17 protein-coding genes are annotated in these 17,749 nt (G+C 47.1%); 12 read left to right on the top strand and 5 right to left on the bottom strand.

Going from position 1 to position 17,749, the window contains the following annotated elements:
* Positions 1-43 precede the first annotated feature (43 nt).
* Genes C6G87_RS06010 through C6G87_RS05995 form a run of 4 tightly spaced genes read right to left on the bottom strand, consistent with a single transcriptional unit; the run spans position 44 to position 5,068 of the window.
* Positions 44-2,266 carry an endonuclease MutS2 gene (locus C6G87_RS06010; RefSeq protein ID WP_104752621.1) on the bottom strand — a complete coding sequence of 741 codons (2,223 nt, stop codon included), beginning with the start codon at positions 2,264-2,266 and terminating at the stop codon, positions 44-46.
* On the bottom strand, positions 2,263-2,610 hold the full coding sequence (locus C6G87_RS06005) for a hypothetical protein (RefSeq protein ID WP_104752620.1): 348 nt from the start codon (positions 2,608-2,610) through the stop codon (positions 2,263-2,265). The genes C6G87_RS06010 and C6G87_RS06005 overlap by 4 nt, the downstream gene beginning before the upstream one ends.
* Complete coding sequence (gene murC / locus C6G87_RS06000) at positions 2,610-3,944, bottom strand: UDP-N-acetylmuramate--L-alanine ligase (RefSeq protein ID WP_104752619.1); 1,335 nt, start codon at positions 3,942-3,944, stop codon at positions 2,610-2,612. Before murC ends, C6G87_RS06005 begins: the two co-directional genes overlap by 1 nt.
* Positions 3,938-5,068 carry an aminotransferase class I/II-fold pyridoxal phosphate-dependent enzyme gene (locus tag C6G87_RS05995; RefSeq protein ID WP_104752618.1) on the bottom strand — a complete coding sequence of 377 codons (1,131 nt, stop codon included), beginning with the start codon at positions 5,066-5,068 and terminating at the stop codon, positions 3,938-3,940. Before C6G87_RS05995 ends, murC begins: the two co-directional genes overlap by 7 nt.
* Positions 5,069-5,199: 131 nt before the next feature.
* On the opposite strand from C6G87_RS05995, the gene C6G87_RS05990 reads away from it, so the two are divergent.
* The 7 genes from C6G87_RS05990 (at position 5,200) to trpB (ending at position 10,571) form a co-directional block, all read left to right on the top strand.
* Positions 5,200-5,643 carry a hypothetical protein gene (locus C6G87_RS05990; protein WP_104752617.1) on the top strand — a complete coding sequence of 148 codons (444 nt, stop codon included), beginning with the start codon at positions 5,200-5,202 and terminating at the stop codon, positions 5,641-5,643.
* A complete protein-coding gene (locus C6G87_RS05985; protein WP_104752616.1) occupies positions 5,633-6,892 on the top strand; it encodes a GIY-YIG nuclease family protein in 1,260 nt (419 codons plus the stop codon). Before C6G87_RS05990 ends, C6G87_RS05985 begins: the two co-directional genes overlap by 11 nt.
* Positions 6,893-6,939: 47 nt before the next feature.
* Entirely contained in the window at positions 6,940-7,392 is a 453-nt protein-coding gene (nikR, locus tag C6G87_RS05980) for a nickel-responsive transcriptional regulator NikR (RefSeq protein ID WP_104752615.1), read from the top strand.
* Complete coding sequence (gene nadD, locus C6G87_RS05975) at positions 7,376-7,966, top strand: nicotinate (nicotinamide) nucleotide adenylyltransferase (protein WP_104752614.1); 591 nt, start codon at positions 7,376-7,378, stop codon at positions 7,964-7,966. The genes nikR and nadD overlap by 17 nt, the downstream gene beginning before the upstream one ends.
* Positions 7,953-8,279 (top strand): ribosome silencing factor, encoded by a 327-nt coding sequence (gene rsfS, locus C6G87_RS05970; RefSeq protein WP_104752613.1) that lies wholly within the window; start codon positions 7,953-7,955, stop codon positions 8,277-8,279. The genes nadD and rsfS overlap by 14 nt, the downstream gene beginning before the upstream one ends.
* A 17-nt stretch (positions 8,280-8,296) precedes the next feature.
* Positions 8,297-9,175: a tRNA (adenosine(37)-N6)-dimethylallyltransferase MiaA gene (miaA, locus tag C6G87_RS05965; protein WP_233709042.1), complete on the top strand. Its 879-nt coding sequence runs from the start codon at positions 8,297-8,299 to the stop codon at positions 9,173-9,175.
* Between the two features lie 217 nt (positions 9,176-9,392).
* Positions 9,393-10,571: a tryptophan synthase subunit beta gene (gene trpB, locus C6G87_RS05960; RefSeq protein ID WP_104752611.1), complete on the top strand. Its 1,179-nt coding sequence runs from the start codon at positions 9,393-9,395 to the stop codon at positions 10,569-10,571.
* A gap of 93 nt (positions 10,572-10,664) precedes the next feature.
* Here trpB and C6G87_RS05955 read toward each other — a convergent pair whose 3' ends face one another.
* The gene (locus C6G87_RS05955; protein ID WP_104752610.1) at positions 10,665-12,854 is read right to left on the bottom strand and encodes an SH3 domain-containing protein; all 2,190 of its coding nucleotides are present in this window, start codon (positions 12,852-12,854) and stop codon (positions 10,665-10,667) included.
* Between the two features lie 402 nt (positions 12,855-13,256).
* On the opposite strand from C6G87_RS05955, the gene C6G87_RS05950 reads away from it, so the two are divergent.
* From C6G87_RS05950 to C6G87_RS05930, 5 genes are all read left to right on the top strand, one after another.
* Complete coding sequence (locus tag C6G87_RS05950) at positions 13,257-13,856, top strand: tetratricopeptide repeat protein (RefSeq protein WP_233709038.1); 600 nt, start codon at positions 13,257-13,259, stop codon at positions 13,854-13,856.
* 89 nt (positions 13,857-13,945) lie between these two features.
* Positions 13,946-14,722 (top strand): polysaccharide deacetylase family protein, encoded by a 777-nt coding sequence (locus C6G87_RS05945; RefSeq protein WP_104752609.1) that lies wholly within the window; start codon positions 13,946-13,948, stop codon positions 14,720-14,722.
* Positions 14,719-15,945, top strand: a complete 1,227-nt coding sequence (locus tag C6G87_RS05940) for a glycosyltransferase (protein ID WP_104752608.1) — start codon at positions 14,719-14,721, stop codon at positions 15,943-15,945. Before C6G87_RS05945 ends, C6G87_RS05940 begins: the two co-directional genes overlap by 4 nt.
* Positions 15,939-16,961 (top strand): glycosyltransferase, encoded by a 1,023-nt coding sequence (locus tag C6G87_RS05935; RefSeq protein ID WP_104752607.1) that lies wholly within the window; start codon positions 15,939-15,941, stop codon positions 16,959-16,961. Before C6G87_RS05940 ends, C6G87_RS05935 begins: the two co-directional genes overlap by 7 nt.
* Positions 16,958-17,698: a glycosyltransferase family 2 protein gene (locus C6G87_RS05930; protein ID WP_104752606.1), complete on the top strand. Its 741-nt coding sequence runs from the start codon at positions 16,958-16,960 to the stop codon at positions 17,696-17,698. The genes C6G87_RS05935 and C6G87_RS05930 overlap by 4 nt, the downstream gene beginning before the upstream one ends.
* Positions 17,699-17,749 lie beyond the last annotated feature (51 nt).

Genomic DNA, 17,749 nt, shown 5'->3' with positions numbered 1-17,749 from the left:
ATTTGATAGATTTTTGCGCTCTGTGCTCTTGGAGTGCAGGGGTTTAGATTTTCACCACTTGCGCCCCAGAGCCGCCTAAATTGTAGGGCGCGTCCTCAAAGGAGATTACCTTAGGGTGGGTTTTGAGCCACCCTTTGAGGGCTTGGCGTAAAACCCCCTTGCCCTTGCCATGCACAATCAACACTTCTTCAAAGCCGGCTAAAAGCGCGTTGGCTAAGAAGTCTTGGGCTTGTTCTAGGGCTTCTTGTACTTCTAAGGCGCGCACATCTAGGCGCATATTGGCATGGGCTTGGGGCTTGCGCTCTAATTTGACTTGGGGTTTGGGGGTTTTAGGAGGCGTGTGGGATATTTTGAGGGCATGGGCGCGAGTTTTGATCTTGAGCCCATTTTCTAGGAGTACGACAAATAATTCCCCATTCAAACCCACAATCTGCCCTTTTTGTTTCCCATAGACAACCCCCATGCCAATAGCCAAAGAAGTTTCTAAAGGCTTGGACTCTAAGGGCTTGCCTCGTTTTAAACCCTCTTGGATCGCTTGGATTTGTTGGTGGGCACGGCTTTTATTTTGGGCGCGCTCAAACTCTTTGAGCGCTTCTTGCAACGCTTTTAATGCCTGCTGGTAGCTCTTCTCTAGGGCGCGTTGCTTGGCTTCTTGTTGTTCTTGAGCGTTTTGCATTTGTGCTAGGCGCGCCTGCACGCTCTGCATATGGGCTTGTTTGGCGTCTTCTAGTTGGGCACGCTCGTTAAGGAGCTCTTGCTCTAGCGCGCTGGTGCGCTCAATCAAGGCGTTTAAATGGGTTTGCTCTGCACCATAAAGGGCGCGCGCCTGCTCTATCAAATCCAAAGGCACGCCATAACGCAACGCGCTCTCAAAGGCGTAACTCTTGCCAATGAGCCCCGGGGTAAAGGTGTAGGTGGGCATTTGGGCTTGCAGATCGTAATTGGCTGCAAGCAATTGCACAGCCGGGTTTTTAGCCAACAACATCGCTAGATGCTTGTGGTGCGTGGTAACCACCACCTTAGCCCCCTTAGCTAACAATGTTTCTAGCAACACCTTATATAAACAACTCGCCTCTGATGCGTCCGTGCCTAGCTCGATTTCATCGACCCCTAGCAAGAGTTGGGGAGTGTTGAGAGCTTGGTTAAAGTCGAGCATGCGCCCGGCGAAGGTGGAGATGTCATTTTGGCTATTTTGCGGGTCGTTGATGATGGCTTGGATATTCTCTATATAGGGGATTTGAGAGTGGTGCGCGTTGATTTTAAAGGGCAAGAAGTGTTTAGCTAGCCACGCCGCGCTCAAGATGGATTTGAGCAACATCGTTTTGCCCCCCGTATTGACCCCTGTAACCAATAACAGAGCCTGATTAAAGACAAGAGAGAGGGGTTTAGGGTTGTTGAGATTGGGGTGCTCAAAGTCTTTGAGCACAAAATGCCCGCTGACATTGGGCTGGATAAAACTTAGCCCCGCGCTTTTGGCAAAGCAGACACGGGCTTGTAGATGATCGAGATAGTCAAACTCGTGGTTGATGAAGCGCAAGAATAAAAAAAGGGGGCGTAAACTTTGACTCCATTGTGTGCAAATTTGTGCGATGTTCTCCTCTACCTTGTTGCGCACTTCTTGGATTTTGCGCGCCAAACTCTTCACTTCTAAGGGTTCTATGTAAAATTGCCCCCCATGGGAGCGCGCCACCACCACGCCCTTAAGCGCGGCAGAAAAGCCCGGCTTGAGCAGCAAAGTTTCTACCCCCTGCACAAAATGCACTTGGCGATCGGCTAGATAGATTTGCAAAGCCGATCGGCTTAAAATCTGATTGAAGACTTGTTTTTGTTGGGCTTGCAAACGCCCTAAACTCTCTAAGAGCGCGTCCAATTCGGGGTAAAAGCCCTCTTTGAGAGCGGGGACATCTTGCATGCGCGCCTCCAACTCCAACAAGGGAGGGGGAAAGTGGATATTTTCTAAATAGGCGCATAAATGGGGGTGATCTTTAAAGCGCGCACGCCCTTTAAGGTAGAAAAAATAGCGCGTGATTTTCACAAATTCAAATAAAATTTCTAAGCGCCACATCCCCCCCTTTTTTAAGGTTTTAAGGGCTTCTTTCAAGCAGATGATCGCACTAGGGGGGGTGAAATCCAAGCGTTCAAATTCTTGCAAATGCTCCCACACGCTTGGGCGTGGATTGAGGGTTACCTCTTTGGGGCGGGCTAAAAAGCTTGCAAAATGGGCTAAAAAGCGTTCTAAATCTAAGGAAGTGGCTAGCGTGTTCAAGGGGTTTTTTTCTGGCAGGATTGCAAATCGATCAAGGTGTCTTTCATGGGACCATTGGGTTTGCCCAAAAAACTCAGAGTGCCCGTTACAAGATTGAAGTTTTTGTTATTGACCTCTACATGGTTGCTGCAAAGCAGGGTTTCGCCCCGCAAAAAGGCGCGTTGCAGATCCATCTGCGTGCGATTAGTGCGATCTTGCTCGTAAGTGTAAAACCCCACCACACCCCCTAAAAGCAAGAGTATGCCCGCACTTATAAACTTTTGTTTAAAGCGCACCAGCCCAAAATCCTTGAGCAGTAGCCATAACAAGAGCAAGACTAAGCCTAAGACAATCCACGCCCCCATTAAATCTCCCCTCTGAGTTGGGTGGTGATGTCGCCCGCGCCAAAGCCTATCACCAATCCGCTATGCAAGGTGCGAATCCTAACCCCCTGTACAAAGAGTTCTAAGCCCCTTGAGGTGCGCCATACAGAATCGATAAAAGTGGGCTGCAAATGCCCAAAGAGGGCATGCATGTCCACTTCGCGGGGCTTCTCGCCCGCACGCCACACGGGCAAGATGTAGAGTTGGCTCACAATGGGGTGTTTAAAACACGCTTGAAAGCCCTCTAAATTGTCCAAGAGACGGGAGAATTTATGGGGTTGCCAAATGACAATACTTTGTTGCAAGCCCTTTAAATGCGCATAGGTTTGCAACGCCTGCAAAGTGGCGCTAATCTCTGTGGGGTGGTGGGCGTAGTCGTCAATGAGCAAGAGCGAATCTTTTTGGAGAATGTCAAAACGCTTTTTGATCCCCTTAAAATTGAGCAGATTGGCACGCAAACTCTCTAGGGGCAACTCTTCTAGGGCAGCTAGGATCGCCAAAGCCGCATTGCTCGCCGTGTGCTCCCCCAAGCCCCACACTTCAAAAAAGCCATAATCCTTGAACTTAAAACGGGTGTAGGGCTCATCTTCTCTTAAAAAATAGCTAATTTGGCTGATGTCCTTAGCAGGGTCTAGGCGAATCGCCTCTGCTCTGAACTCTTTTAAAAAGGGGTCGTCCACATTGATCACGCGCTTTTGCCCCATTGTTAAAAAATCTGTATACGCCTGATAAAAAGCGTCTAAATCGTAATCATAACCCTCTAAATGCTCCACCTCAGCGTTGGTTACCAGCGAACAATAGGGGTTAGAATGCAAAAAGCTTTGATCGGATTCATCGGCTTCAAATACCAAGCTAGAACTATCGCTCTCGCGCACATTGGAGCCAAAATCCTTACTGGTCGCCCCGATGATCGCCCCAAAGTGGGGCAACAATGCGCTTAACATCGCGCTGGTGGTGCTCTTGCCATGCGCCCCACACACACTAAAGACTCGCTTATCCCCCAAAATGTATTCTAACGCCCGCTTGCGCGAGAGAATCACACAATTTTTCTCCATCGCTGCGACAATTTCGACATTGTCCACCTTGATAATGGCAGAGTGGATCACCACTTCTTGATCGCAAAGCGCGCTAGGATCATGGGGGATGGTGATGGGGATGCCCAAGTTGGCTAGGTAATCGGTAATAGAGCTTTGCACCAAATCCGAGCCGCTCACCAGTGCGCCCTGTGCTTTTAAATACTTTGCCAAGCCAGAAATGCCAATCCCCCCAATGCCGATGAAATGGATTTTATAGGTATGAATGGGGCGATCTAACATGCCACACTCTTCAAATAATCTTGATGGGCGCGCTTTAAATCTTCTAAGATAGGGCGCATGGATTCATAAACCAACGCCACGCGCACAAAGGGCGCGCTATGGGGGCTATGACTAGGGCTTAAAAAGCCCCCTGGCAACACTTTAATCCCCGTGTGGGCAAATAGATAGCGCGCAAAATCTTCGCCCCTATGCGCCTCTAACCACACATAAAAACTTGTGGGCGCGATGGGCACGCCTAAAATTTCTTGGGCTAGTGTCAAATTGGTAGCATAGAGTTGGCGGATTTGCTCTTGTTGCCCAAAATCCAACCACCCCACCGCGCTAGCATATTGCAAGGGCAAAGGGATCGCACACCCGCTATAACCTCTAAAAATTTTGTATTCTCTTAGAATATTTGCATCGCCAGCCACATACGCGCTGCGCACACCCGGCACGCTCAAAGTCTTAGAAAGCGAGTTGATCGCTAGGACATTTTTAAACTCGGTGTTGCCCACCTCTGTGCAGGCTTGCAAGATGGAGGGTGGGGGGGTGGTGGCGTAAATATTGCTATAACATTCATCATTGATCAGTACAAAATTTTCCTCTAGCGCGCGCAACACCCACTCTTTTAACGCTTCTAGATTCAGAGCGCGCCCGGTGGGGTTGTTGGGGGAGTTTAAAATGACTAGATGGGGTTTTAATTTGGGGTCTAGTTCAGGGGTGAAGTGGTTAGCCACACTCAGGGGCATAAAGAGGGGTTGTGCCTTAGCCACCTGCGCGCTCCCTAAATAGACTTGATAAAGCGGATCGGGCATGGCGATTTTGGGTTGGGGCTTGTCATGCAAGTAGAAAATGGGGAAGTTAAAAAGGGCTTCTTTAGAGCCTAGAGTGGGCAAAATTTGATCAGCGCTTAAGCGCACTTTGAAGCGGTGTTCTATAAAGCGCCTCTGTGCCTCTTTTAAGAAGTCCTCACCCCCACTTTTGGGGTAAAATCTCAGCGTGTCTGTATGGGCTTGCAGGGCTTGTTGGACACATAAAGGCGTGGGGAACTGGGGCTCGCCAATGCTCAGATCGATCATTCTTGGAGGGGTAATGTCCTGTAAAAGAGCGCTCAGGCGCTCAAAGGGATAGGGGGCAAATTGCATTAAGGGGTACTCTCTTGGATAGAATGCTCGGAGTTAGGCATTTGGGCATGGGGATAGGGTGAGGGTTTTGCTTTGTAAAAAGGGGGGGCTTTGTAACCACAGCCTGCTAGTAAACATGCTAAGATACCGGCATGAAAAACTCTCAAGATATTCTCTCTTCTGTCTTGCAAAACAAAGCCTTTCTAAAACCCCTAGACACACGCCTCAAACTCAGCCAACTCAAGCTCTTTTTGCCCCTCTCTATTAGGGGGGCGGTGAGCTCCATTATAATCAAAAACTCTAAACTCTTGCTTGCGTTCAACCACCCCAGTGCGCACAACTATTTTTGCATGCACGCTCAAGAATTTAGCCAAATTCTACTCAGAGAGGTAAAACGCCTAGAGTTAGAAATCCCTGAAGACCTCGTGGTCAAAGCCTACTTGCCCTCCATTGTCATGGCAAAGTTCAAGCCCAAATCTCCCAAACTCTATTACCACGAATGCGCGCAAGGCACTTTCACCAACCACGCACAAGACCCCCAGTTACGGGCTGTTTTTGAGCGCATCCGTTTGTGTATCCAAAAGCATGCAAAGTAGCCAACTTGAAAACCTACCGGAGCGATGTGGAGTCTATCTTTACTTTGATCGCGCCCACCAGTTGCTCTATATCGGCAAGGCAAAGAATCTCAAAAAGCGCATTGTAAGTTATTTCAGTGTGCAAGGGGAGCAACTCTTGCCCAATCCAAGAAACAATGCCCGGGTGCGCGATATGGTCGCTAAAATCGCGCATGTAGAATTACATCTCACTTCTAACGAACATGAAGCCCTGCTCTTAGAAGATCGCTTGATCAAAAAACACCAGCCCCGTTACAATATCTTGCTCAAGGACTCTAAGACTTACCCCTATGTTTGTTTTGATCCCACTCTGCCCTATCCGGTCTGGCACCTACAAAGACACCCCTGCGATCACCTGCGCTGTTTTGGACCTTTTAGCTCTGCAGCCAAAGAGATTTTAGAAAGCGTGTTAGATTTGATCCCCCTAGTGCAGAGCCCGGGCTGTGTGCGGGGCAAACACGCCTGTATTTTCTATGAGATCAAGCGTTGCCTTGCCCCTTGTGAGGGCAAAATTAGCCCTAAAGATTACGCCAACTTGATGCAAGAGGGGGTAGAACTTTTAGAAAATCTGCCCATGTTATGCGCCCTTTTAGAGGCGCGCATGCGCGCGCTTTCTTCTCAAGAACGCTTTGAAGAGGCAGCAATACAGCGCGATCGTTGGAGCAAAATTCACGCCCTCTTGCAACGCTTGCAAGGACCTTTAGAGGGGAGCGCGCGCGCCTTGCAAATTCTTTTGGGGCTTAGTGCCCCTGTAGAACGCGTGGAGGTTTTTGATGTGAGTCACCACGCCCAAAGCCATTGTGTGGGGGCGATGGTGGTGTTTGACAAGGGGGCATGGGTGAAGAGCGCCTATCGGCGCTACATCTTGCAAGGCAAGGACGAATACAGCCAAATGCGCGAATTGCTAGAGAGACGCGCTAAGAGATTACAACACCTCCCCCACCTGTGGCTTTTAGATGGAGGGCGCGCGCAAGTGCGCTTGGCTGTGCAGATTTTAGAGCGCGCCCAAATCCATGTAGAGGTGGTGGGCATTGCTAAGGCGAAGATAGCCAGCAAAACCCGCCGATCTTTGGGCGATGTCCCAGACATCCTCTACACACGCGATGGGGTGTTGCGCTTAAGGGCAAATGACCCTTGTTTGCAATTCTTGCAACGCTTGAGAGATGAAGCGCATCGTTACGCCCTAGCTTTCCACCGCCACAAATTTTTAGCCCAAATTAACGCGCAATAAGTCAAATTAGGATAAAGTAAAAGAATTTTTTGCAAATAAGGGTCATGATGGAGCATAAGGACGACGCTATAATCAGGTTTTCTGTGTCTTTGCAGCAGAACCTATTAGACGAGCTAGACAACCGCATTATCAAAAATGGCTATTCTTCGCGATCGGAGTTGGTGCGCGACATGATTCGTGAAAAGCTCGTAGAAGACAATTGGTCGAGCGATGAGGATTTGAGCGAAGCAAAGGAGGGGCTCACTGTGGCGGTGTTGGTCATTATTTACGATCACCACCAACGCGAACTCAATCAAAAGATCATCGACATCCAACATGAGAGCCACATCACCATTATGTGCACCACCCATGTACATCTCAACGCCAATAACTGCTTAGAAACCATTATTTTAAAGGGCAAGCCCTCAGAGATCATGCATTTGCACTTGGAGATCGGGGGGCTAAAGGGCGTGAAATTTTCTAAACTCACCAAGGCATCTAGTTTTGAGCAAAACACCTAGTAAAATTGCCCTCTATGGCGGGAGCTTTGACCCCCCCCATATCGCCCATTTGGAGGTGATTTATCAGGCTTTAGAGCATTTAGAGATTGATCAGCTCATCGTGCTTGTCGCCTATCAAAACCCCTTCAAGGGCGCGCCCTGCTTTAGCGCCACCCAACGCTATACTTGGATGCAAAGGCTTTTAAGCGGGTTGGCTAAAGTGGAGGTGAGCGATTTTGAGATTCGCGCGCAACGCCCTGTACCCAGTGTAGAAAGTGTCTTGCATTTTCACCACACCTTGCAACCTAGCAAGCTTTACTTTATTTTGGGCGCGGATAATTTGGCGCATTTGTCCCAGTGGGAGGGCTATACCACGATGCAAAAACTCACTGAATTTGTGATTGTGCAAAGGGAGGGCTACCCCATAGAGCCTTCTTTTTCTTCGCTTTGTATCCCCTTGCCCCAGATTCAAGAGCGCATTTCATCGAGCCAAATTAAAGCCCTCTTAGCCCAACACCAAATCCCTGCTCACCTACCCCCCATCTTGCAAAGGGGCGTGGTGCAAGCTTTTAAGGAGACTCATGCCCGATCCTAGAATTGATAGAATTGTAGACTTGCTAGAAGATAAAAAAGCCAGCGATATTGTGGTCTTTGATTTGAGCGATCGCGCTTATGTAACCCAAAAAGTCATCATCGCCACCACCCTAGCCCCCAAACATGCTCTAGCTCTGCTCGATCATCTCAAAAGCACCCTAAAGCCCTTAGGCGAAGAATTTTACGCCATAGATGCCCAAAATGAGGAGTGGATCATCATCGACTTGGGCGATATGATGGTGCATTTATTCACCCATGATCAACGCGTGCGCTTTGATCTAGAAGGATTTTTAACCACCTACAAAGCCCCTTAGTGGCAAACCCAACTCTCATCGCCATTTTGGGGGCAAGCGGGAGTGGCAAGAGCGCCTTAGCCCTCAAACTCGCCCAAGATTTGGACGCAGAAATTTTCTCTTTGGACTCTTTGAGCATTTATAAAGATTTTGACATCGCTGCTGCCAAGCCTAGCATACAGGATTTGCAACGAGTCAAACATTACGCCATCAATGTTTTAGAGATCCACCAGCCCAACAACGCCCCCGTGTTCATGCAAGAATTGCAAAAAGCTTTAGCCCTCACGCAAAAGAGCGTGTTATTGTTGGTGGGTGGGAGCGGCTTTTACCTCAAGGCAATTTTAGAGGGTTTGAGCCCTATGCCCCCTATTAGCAAGGCAGTGCGCGCTCAAGTCGCTCATCTATGCGATCCTTATGCCTTTTTGACGCAAGTAGACCCCGCTTATGCGCATAAAATCCACCCTAAGGACACCTATCGCATCCAAAAGGGCTTAGAAATTTTTCTAGCCACCCACACCCCCCCTAGCGCGTATTTCAAAGCCCATCCTAGAATCCCCTTTGCATTGCCCATTAAACTTTATGCCCTCACTCTACCTAAGGAGGTTTTGCACGCCCAAATTGCCCAGCGCACCCAAAGCATGCTAGATCGCGGGATCGTAGCGGAGGTAGAACATCTTGCGCGTGCATATGGCACGCACCACCAACCTTTTAAGGCGATAGGACCTAAGGAGTGTTTGGCGCATTTGGAGGGCAAGCTCAGTTTAGAGGCACTTAAAGAGGCGATCCACACCCACACCTGCCAATTAGCCAAACGGCAAACCACCTTCAACAAAACGCAGTTTCAAAACATCACCTCATTGCAAACCGATGCCCTTTACAGAGCGCTTTTAGAATACGCTAAGGGCAACACATCTTAACTTAGATTTGGGGATCAGCAAAGACGGACTATCTCGAGCGTTCTACATTGTTTAAGAACTTCTATCTAAAAATGGAAAGCTCATGCGGGGTGGATCTGTTTTTAGCGTGGGATACACTTCCTCTTAAGAATCATCTAAGTTTTTCTATTAGAAAATCGCTTCCATAATGCCCTGCAAAACCCCTTGTAATAAGGGAATTTCAATCAAAAGAGTACAAATGCAAGAACGACAGGCTTATTTTGGAGATTTTGGGGGTTGTTTTGTGCCTGAGATTCTTATTCCTGCTTTACGAGAATTAGAAGAGGCATTTGTAGCGTGCTTGCATGACAGCGCGTTTCAAGAGAGTTTCAATGCACTTTTGCGCGACTTTGTGGGACGCCCTAGTCCCCTAACTTTAGTGAAAAATATGGTAAAGAATCCTAAGGTTAAGTTATATCTCAAACGCGAGGATTTAATCCATGGTGGAGCGCACAAGACTAATCAAGCCTTAGGGCAGGCGTTGCTGGCTAAACAAATGGGAAAGAAGCGTATCATTGCCGAGACGGGTGCAGGGCAGCACGGGGTAGCAACGGCGATTGCTTGCGCGCTACTAGGGTTAGAGTGTGTGATTTATATGGGAGAAAAAGATATACAGCGCCAAGAACAAAATGTCTTCCGTATGCGTCTGATGGGAGCTGAGGTGATTGGTGTCAATAGCGGGAGTGCTACACTCAAAGATGCCATTAACCAAGCTTTACGCGACTGGTCTAGCTCGTATGCCACCACCCATTATTTGCTAGGCACAGCTGCAGGACCGCACCCTTACCCACGCATGGTTAAACATTTTCAAAGCATGATTGGCACGGAAACGAGGGCACAGATTTTAGAAAAAGAAAGGCGCTTACCAAACATGGTCATTGCATGCGTGGGCGGGGGTTCTAACGCTATTGGTATGTTCTCTGCTTTTTTGGAGGACACGCAGGTACAACTAATAGGCGTTGAGCCTGCTGGACTCGGGCTAGATACCAATAAGCATGGGGCTGTGCTATGTAAGGGAAGTGTGGGGATTCTACATGGGAGCAAGACCTATATTTTGCAAGATGAGCAGGGGCAAATTTGTGAAAGTCATAGTCTGAGTGCTGGGCTAGATTACCCGGGAGTGGGACCAGAACATAGTTATTTAAAGACAAGTGGACGAGCGAAGTATGTCGCTGTGAGCGATCAAGAAGCTTTGGATGCCTTTGTGTGCCTGAGTCAAAGCGAGGGCATTATCCCGGCTTTAGAGAGCGCACACGCCCTAGCTTATGCGCTTAAAATTGCCCAAAATTGTACACAAGAGACGCTCATGGTGGTTAATCTGAGTGGACGGGGGGATAAGGATCTAGCCAGCGTGCAGGAAGCTTTAGAAGTCCACTAGCCAATTGATCCATTTGACCTTTGAGAGACACTTCCGTTCTTGCAGATATATAAAACTTTTTGACATACTCCCCATACTCAAAGTTAGGGGATTTTACGGCGTGTTTGGGTAAAGATCGGACATCGCCCTGATGCGGTCAATAAGAAAATTAGGCTGTGTGGCAAGATGTTTATGTTCTTCGCCTAATTTGAGGGTAGTGATGACGGCTTTTTCCACATGGTAAACATGTTCTCGTTTGCGGATTTTAGAGATCGAGATAGACCAAATGCTGTGCGCCACGATGAGCTGATTATGGTAGGTGCCCAAGTAAAGCATGATGTGTCCATTGAGCCATAAAATTGTGGCAAAAGGGGTTGCGTGCTTGACAATAAAGGCTTCTTTCTGAGAGGGAGACATTTTATGTAAATCGATGGTGTTACGTGCATAACGCACCTGTGCCAAAGAGTTTCTAGGTAGGAACACCCCAAAACCCGCAAAACTATCACGCGTGAAAGCCGAACAATCGCGGTTTTGATCCAATCCACCCCAACCATATCTCTGTCCTAACATCATATCAAGGACAGCCGCCATAGCTTGCGGGGTGAAAGGGCGAGGAAAAGGTACAAAATTTTTAGGATTGATGAGGGTTTGGGTGAGTTGAGCAAAGCCCTGTGCGTCTTTAGAAAAGGTATAGATTTTATTAGAGGTATGAGGAACTTTTAAGAAAATCTGCCCTATACGCGCACCGCTAGAGACTCTATCTTTAAGAGGTGTGAGATAATCTTTTAAATTTAAGATCTGTTGAATGGTTTTTGTCCGGATTGGGGCAATATCGCGCACGCGCACCCAGCCTGTTGTAAAGCTACTTTGGATTAAAGCATAGGTTTTAGCTTTATTATAGTGGGTGATGAGCACGGGAGTGCCTGCAAAAATCAAAGAGTTTTGCCATAGGTCGGAGGGATAGCTGTACTGCGTGAGATAGTAGGACATCTCTGTAGGGGCAGCGCGCACAGAAGTATTAGTAAGAATTACAGCTTTGAGCGCGACGCTAGGATAGTGGGGAATATCCATATCCTCGTAGATACGGCGTAATTCTTTAAGATTATGGCGTGTTCCATCTTGTCTATAACCCGGCTTAAAAAAGCTGTATTGCATCCAAAAGATTTTTTGGTGTTTGCGTATCACCTTCATCGATTCCCAAGGGGTATACCATTGTTTTAAATAGGCGCTTTTGAGCTTATTTGGAGGGGGAATAAGAAAAGTGTTCTGAGAGAGGTAGTGTGTGGCTTTTTGGGGCAGACGGAGAAGATCCAGTAGAGAATCTTGGTCTATGGGCGTTTCATTGCGCGGTTTATGTTCTAAGGTGATGGCTTTCGCATAGTAAGTTTTAGCTTTTTGCGTGTTTTTGGGGACACCATAGCCATTCATATATGTATCGCCTAAAAGTGTATAGGCTATGGCGCTACCCCTATGGGCTGCTTTTTGGAAGTGCTTGAGGGCTTTAGCGTAATCTTGAAGGACGCCCTGAGCGTCTCTATACATCACACCTAAAGCTAACCCAGCCATGACATTTCCCATTTTTTCTGCTTTTTCAAAATACAGGACTGCTTTTTGGAAGTTAGGGGGAACACCCTTGCCATCGCGATACAAGATTCCTAATTTATAGTAGCCCTGTGCATCGCCCAAATTCGCACCCTTTTGGTAGTATTCAATGGCTTTTTGAGGATTTTGAAAAACCCCTTTAGCTTCGACATACAAGTCGCCTAGCTTGATATAGGCTTGGGTGTTTCCTAGATGGGCTGCTTTTTGGAAACACTCTAGAGCCTTAGGGTAGTTGGGTGGGATATCCCTATTTTGCCGATCATAGTAGTAAGTGCTATACAGCACACCCAGACCATAATAACCCCTAGCATCGCCCATGCTAGCTAGTTTTTGATAGGAAAGTTCTGTGTTAATATAATCTTGACTTTTATAGATTTTTTGAGCACGCTCTACATTGTGGTGTAATTTACGTGCCTCTGATGTATGCGATTCCGTCTGCACTTTGGTTTTTGGAGTCTTAATTATCTCCCGTATGGTATCGGTTATCGGTTTGGCTGTCAGTGTTATTTTAATCTCTTGGTTGTTTTCCACTTGTGTAGGGGGCGCTGTAGTGGCTTGATCTGGAGTGGTGCCGGTAATTTCAGGTGCTATAACTTGGTGATATTGGCTTGCAGGGCTTAGAGCTTGATCGTGCTCTAAGCATCCCATATGAAATACGCTAATCCCTAAAATCACGCTCAAGAATTTTAAGGCTTGTAGCATAGGCTGTATCCTTGAGGACAATCCGACAGGCGCGAATTTTGCATTTCAAAACTCTTTGGCAGAAATTCCACTCAAGAAATGCGGTGCGCTTGTCCTCTATGGGCAATCAGCCTAGGAGGACCCAAAGTCTTACGCATTTGGGAGCTTCATATGATAGGGTATTTCACATAATCGGTAAAGTTCAAATACATTTAATATTACAAAAGCTTAAAATATAGAAATCTATAAAATAATCTGTTACAATTATTCATCTCATTATATTAAAAATCTAAAGATGGTATTGATTTAAGCCCATTTAATACTCGCATAAGCTAAATTACGCCCTTTAGAATCTTTAAAATTGGGGAAAGGGCGATGATGGCAAGCTCGTTTAAAAGCATATCAAAGATAATGTTGATAGGCATGTGCTGTTTAGGGAACATGTATGCTAAGAAGAGTGGCGATCAAGAACTCTCAATTGCTAACGAGGCATATAAAAGCAAAGACTACAAAAAAGCGCTACAATACTACCAAGAATCTGCAAAGATGGGGAATGCTAGGAGTTATGCCATTTTAGGGATGATGTACTACAATGGGCAAGGCGTAGCAAAAGACACGCAAAAAGCGTTAGAATATTATCAAAAAGCCGCTCATATGGGTGTAGCCTTAGCCTACAGTAGTTTAGGCGATATGTATGTCAATGGGCAAGGTGTGATTAAAGACTGCCAAAAAGCCCTACAATATTATCAAAAAGCTGCTGATATGGGAGTGGCTGAAGGCTATACTAGGCTAGGCAACATGTATTACCATGGTGATGGTGTTACAAAGGATTATCAAAAAGCGTTGCAATACTATCAAAAAGCGGGGGATATGGGAGAAGCTAAAGCCTACTATTTTCTAGCAGACATGTATGGTAGTGGTGATGGTGTTACAAAGGATTATCAAAAAGCGTTGCAATACTATCAAAAAGCGAGGGATATGAAGAATACCGAGAGATATTTCAATTTAGGGGGTACGCTGTAATAGCTGTTAGTGTGTGAAAAGTAAAAGGTTTCTAGCTGGATTTCCTGCCTCCATCAAGCCGCCTTTAATCCCTAATAAGTAGGTTGTTGATGCTAAACACATTTCTAAGACTTCCTATTCTGCATTTACTCAGTAAGCTATCCAACAATACATGGGCACAGCGTTATTATGAAGGACAGGGCGTGATCTTTATGCTCCATGAAGTCTTGAACATGCCCTCTGTCAAGTCTGATCTTAGTGTCTCTGTTGCCTTTTTAGATTTCTTGATCACCCTTCTTAAAAACAAAGGCTTCAGCTTTGTAAGTCTAGATGAAATCTGCGATCTCTTGCAAAGGGGCAAGTTCTTTCATAAAGCGGTGCATTTTACTTTGGACGATGGCTATCAAAGCACGCTCAACAACGCATCGCCTATTTTCAAAGCCCATGATGTCCCTTTCACAATTTATATTTGTACTAATTACCTTGGAAAAGCAGGCATGCTAGACTGGGAAGGGGTGAAAACCCTCTATCAAGAACCCCTTTGTACCATTGGTGGGCATACTCAAAGCCACCCCAAATTGAGTCAAATCAAAGAGAGGGGGGAAGTTATGGCAGAAATTCAAGGGGCACATGCCATTCTCAAAGAACGCTTAGGGCAGGAGATTCGCCACTTTGCTTATCCTTATGGAGGCGTGAATGCATGTGGGCTAAGGGAGGTAGAAGTGGTGCAGGAATTAGGGCTTAGAAGTGCTGTAACGACAAGACGGGGCACGCTTTACCCCGCACATCGAGATTTTTTAACCTGTCTGCCCCGTGTGATGCTTGTAGAAAATTTCAAGCTCCATGAGATTTGGCGTATCCGCAAATACCAAGTAGCCACGCTATGAAAGTCCTCCACCTCAACGCCACACTCACTGGGGGGGCGGCGCGCGCGTGTTTGCGCCTACACACAGCCCTTTTAAAAGAGGGGGTTGAGAGCTTTGTATGGGTGCAAGATGGGCGGGGGGCAAATTTAGAGCCAAATGTCTTAAGCCCAAAAATGCGCCTAGCCAAAGCGTGGGCGTTTGTGCGCCCTTATTTGGACAAAGCCCCGATCCTGCTCTACCCCAAGCGCAAAAAAGGTACTTTTAATTTGGGCTGGTTGCCCTTTAGTTTGCCCCTAAGTGCGATCGATGCTTTAAAACCCGACATTGTGCATTTACACTGGCTAGGGCGGGGGGTTTTACCCTTAAGGGATTTGCCTAAAATCCCTGCCCCTTTGGTGTGGAGTTTGCATGACATGTGGGCTTTTACTGGGGGCGATCACTACTACAACAATGAAAATGAACGCACCTACAAGCATTCTTGCATTTTAAATAGCCCCTTTGAATGCGACCTAGCCACACTGGGTTTTTCTATGAAAAAACGCGCCTATACTAAAATTTCTCACTTAAGCGTGGTGGGGGTGAGTTCTTGGATTTCTAGACTCGCCAAGCAAAGCGCGCTTTTACAAGACAAGCCCCACCTAGTGATCCCCAACCCCATAGACACCAATCAATACAAGCCTCTAGATAAAGCCTTTTGCCGCCAACTTTTAGGGCTGCCCTTGCCGCAAAAATTAATAGGTTTTGGGGCAATGGATATTGGCGATCCTAATAAAGGTTATGATCTCTTGCTAGAGGCTTTGTCTAAGCTAGAGTTAGCAGATATAGAATTAGTGGTGTTTGGCGCGCACACACACATGCCCAACTTACCTTTTAAAACCCGCTATCTAGGTGTGCTTAAAGACAATGCGAGCCTAGTTGCCCTCTACAATGCCCTAGATGTGGTGGTGGTGCCTAGCCGTCAAGAGAATTTAAGCAATGTGATTTTAGAGAGTTTGGCGTGTGGCACGCCGGTTGTGGGCTTTGACATTGGGGGCAATGGCGATCTAATCAAACACCAAGAAAATGGCTATCTAGCCCGCCCTTTTGATGTTTTGGATTTAAAAAAGGGGATAGTGTGGGTGTTAAACACAGCGCATTACCCTAAGCTGTGCGATCGCGCGCGTGCGCATGTTTTGGAGTGTTTCAGTGAGGCGGTGGTTGCCAAGCAATACCGCGCCCTTTATGAAAAAATCAAAGCATGTTAGACTACCTCATCATCACTCCCCTGCCCGTTTTTTATAAAATCCATCTCTACAACGCCCTAGCCCAGCGTTTAAAAATCTTTGTGGTGTTTTTGGCTAGGGACACCAAAGAAACCCGCGCCAAGGATTTTAACACCTTAGAGAAGGCGCAATTTGCCCATGAAGTGTTGTTTCAGGGGGCATTGCAAGAGCGCCCTACTTGGCAAAATACGCGCAAACTCTTTAAAATCTTAAAAAAACACCCCTATAAACGCTTGCTGCTGGGAGGGTGGGATTGTGTGGAGTTTTGGGCGGGGTGGGCTTTGAGCGTGAAATCTAAAAATGCTGTGGTCGTGGAGTCGAGCATTCAAGAGAGTACAACCAGCGGGCTAAAGGCTAGCTTGAAACGGCTGTTTTTAAAACGAATCTCTATTGCCTTTGTGTGTGGGGATTGGCACTCTCAACTCTTAGAGGTTTTGGGCTTTAAGGGGGTGATTAAAACCACGCACGGGGTGGGGATCATCACCCCCCCTAAGTTGCAAAGAGAGCCACGCCCCTACTCTAAAAAGTTTATCTGCATCGCCCGCTTAACCCCCGTGAAAAATTTAGAGTTTTTGCTAAAGGTCTTTAAAGAGTTGCCCCAAATGTCTTTAAGCCTTGTGGGCACAGGGGAGCTAGAAGCCACATTAAAAGGCATGGCAAGTGCTAATGTTGCCTTTTTGGGGGCTGTGGCAAATTGCCAAATCGCCGCCCTGCTTTGCGCCCATGACGCGTTGATTTTGCCCTCTCTTAGCGAATCTTGGGGCTTGGTGGTAGAAGAAGCCTTAGGGGTGGGTTTGCCGGTGTTGGTGAGCCGTGCGTGCGGGGCGCAGGTTTTAGTAGAAAATGGGTTCAACGGCTTTGTGTTTGACCCTAAAGATGAGGGGGCTTTAAAAGGGCTTTTGCAGAGTTTAGAAGACTCTTACCCCACGCTTTTAAAGGGGGCTAGTACATGGGATTTGGCGCGCAAAGATAGGGAGCAAATAAGGGCGTATTTGTGAAAATCTCTCTTATTACCCCCGTTTTCAATGGAGCTACAACCATTAAAGCCACTCTTGAATCTGTAGCAAGCCAAAGTATTGCCCCCTTAGAGCATTGGATCATGGATGGGGGGAGCATAGATGGCACGCTAGAGATTTTGCAAGGCTACCCCCATTTGCAAGTCTTTAGCGCGCCCGATCAAGGGCTTTATGATGCCATGAATAAGGGCATTGCGCGCGCGCAAGGGGAGGTTGTGGGGATCATTAATAGCGATGATAGTTACGCGCATAGTGGCGTTTTGGCGCAAGTGCTAGAAGCGTTTAAAACGCACCCACAAGCGGACATGGTCTATGCGGATTTGGTCTATGTCAAGGGCGATCGCATTGTGCGCTATTATAAGAGCGGGGCATTTAGCAAAAAGGGCTTTTTTTATGGCAAAGTGCCCGCGCACCCAACCCTCTTTGTGCGCAAAGAAGTCTATGATCGCTTTGGGGGCTATAAGATTGACTATAAAATCTCTGCGGATTATGAGTTTTTATTGCGTACTCTGTATGTGGCAGGCTTAAGGGCGGTGTATGTGCCAGAGGTGTGGGTGAAAATGGGCGTGGGGGGGGTGAGCACGCGGGGGCTCAAAAGCCTATGGCTATCCAATAAAGAGAATCTACGGGCTTGTAGAGAAAATGGGATCAAGGCGCATTGGGGGACGATGTTGTTGAAGTATCCTTATAAGATTTGGGGGTTATGGCATAGAGGCTAACAACAACTCATCCTCCATGCCCGCCACACCTTTGGTTTTGAAGATGTCAAG

It is taken from the genome of Helicobacter baculiformis (assembly GCF_900197685.1).
Taxonomy (GTDB): domain Bacteria; phylum Campylobacterota; class Campylobacteria; order Campylobacterales; family Helicobacteraceae; genus Helicobacter; species Helicobacter baculiformis.
This window is presented reverse-complemented; position numbering and strand designations above follow the sequence as displayed.

Coding starts and splice junctions, on each gene's coding strand:
- C6G87_RS06005 (WP_104752620.1), bottom strand. CDS start 2,610: ATGGGGGCGTGGATTGTCTTAGGCTTAGTCTTGCTCTTGTTATGGCTA.
- murC (WP_104752619.1), bottom strand. CDS start 3,944: ATGTTAGATCGCCCCATTCATACCTATAAAATCCATTTCATCGGCATT.
- C6G87_RS05995 (WP_104752618.1), bottom strand. CDS start 5,068: ATGCAATTTGCCCCCTATCCCTTTGAGCGCCTGAGCGCTCTTTTACAG.
- C6G87_RS05990 (WP_104752617.1), top strand. CDS start 5,200: ATGAAAAACTCTCAAGATATTCTCTCTTCTGTCTTGCAAAACAAAGCC.
- C6G87_RS05985 (WP_104752616.1), top strand. CDS start 5,633: ATGCAAAGTAGCCAACTTGAAAACCTACCGGAGCGATGTGGAGTCTAT.
- nikR (WP_104752615.1), top strand. CDS start 6,940: ATGGAGCATAAGGACGACGCTATAATCAGGTTTTCTGTGTCTTTGCAG.
- rsfS (WP_104752613.1), top strand. CDS start 7,953: ATGCCCGATCCTAGAATTGATAGAATTGTAGACTTGCTAGAAGATAAA.
- trpB (WP_104752611.1), top strand. CDS start 9,393: ATGCAAGAACGACAGGCTTATTTTGGAGATTTTGGGGGTTGTTTTGTG.
- C6G87_RS05955 (WP_104752610.1), bottom strand. CDS start 12,854: ATGCTACAAGCCTTAAAATTCTTGAGCGTGATTTTAGGGATTAGCGTA.
- C6G87_RS05950 (WP_233709038.1), top strand. CDS start 13,257: ATGTGCTGTTTAGGGAACATGTATGCTAAGAAGAGTGGCGATCAAGAA.
- C6G87_RS05945 (WP_104752609.1), top strand. CDS start 13,946: ATGCTAAACACATTTCTAAGACTTCCTATTCTGCATTTACTCAGTAAG.
- C6G87_RS05940 (WP_104752608.1), top strand. CDS start 14,719: ATGAAAGTCCTCCACCTCAACGCCACACTCACTGGGGGGGCGGCGCGC.
- C6G87_RS05935 (WP_104752607.1), top strand. CDS start 15,939: ATGTTAGACTACCTCATCATCACTCCCCTGCCCGTTTTTTATAAAATC.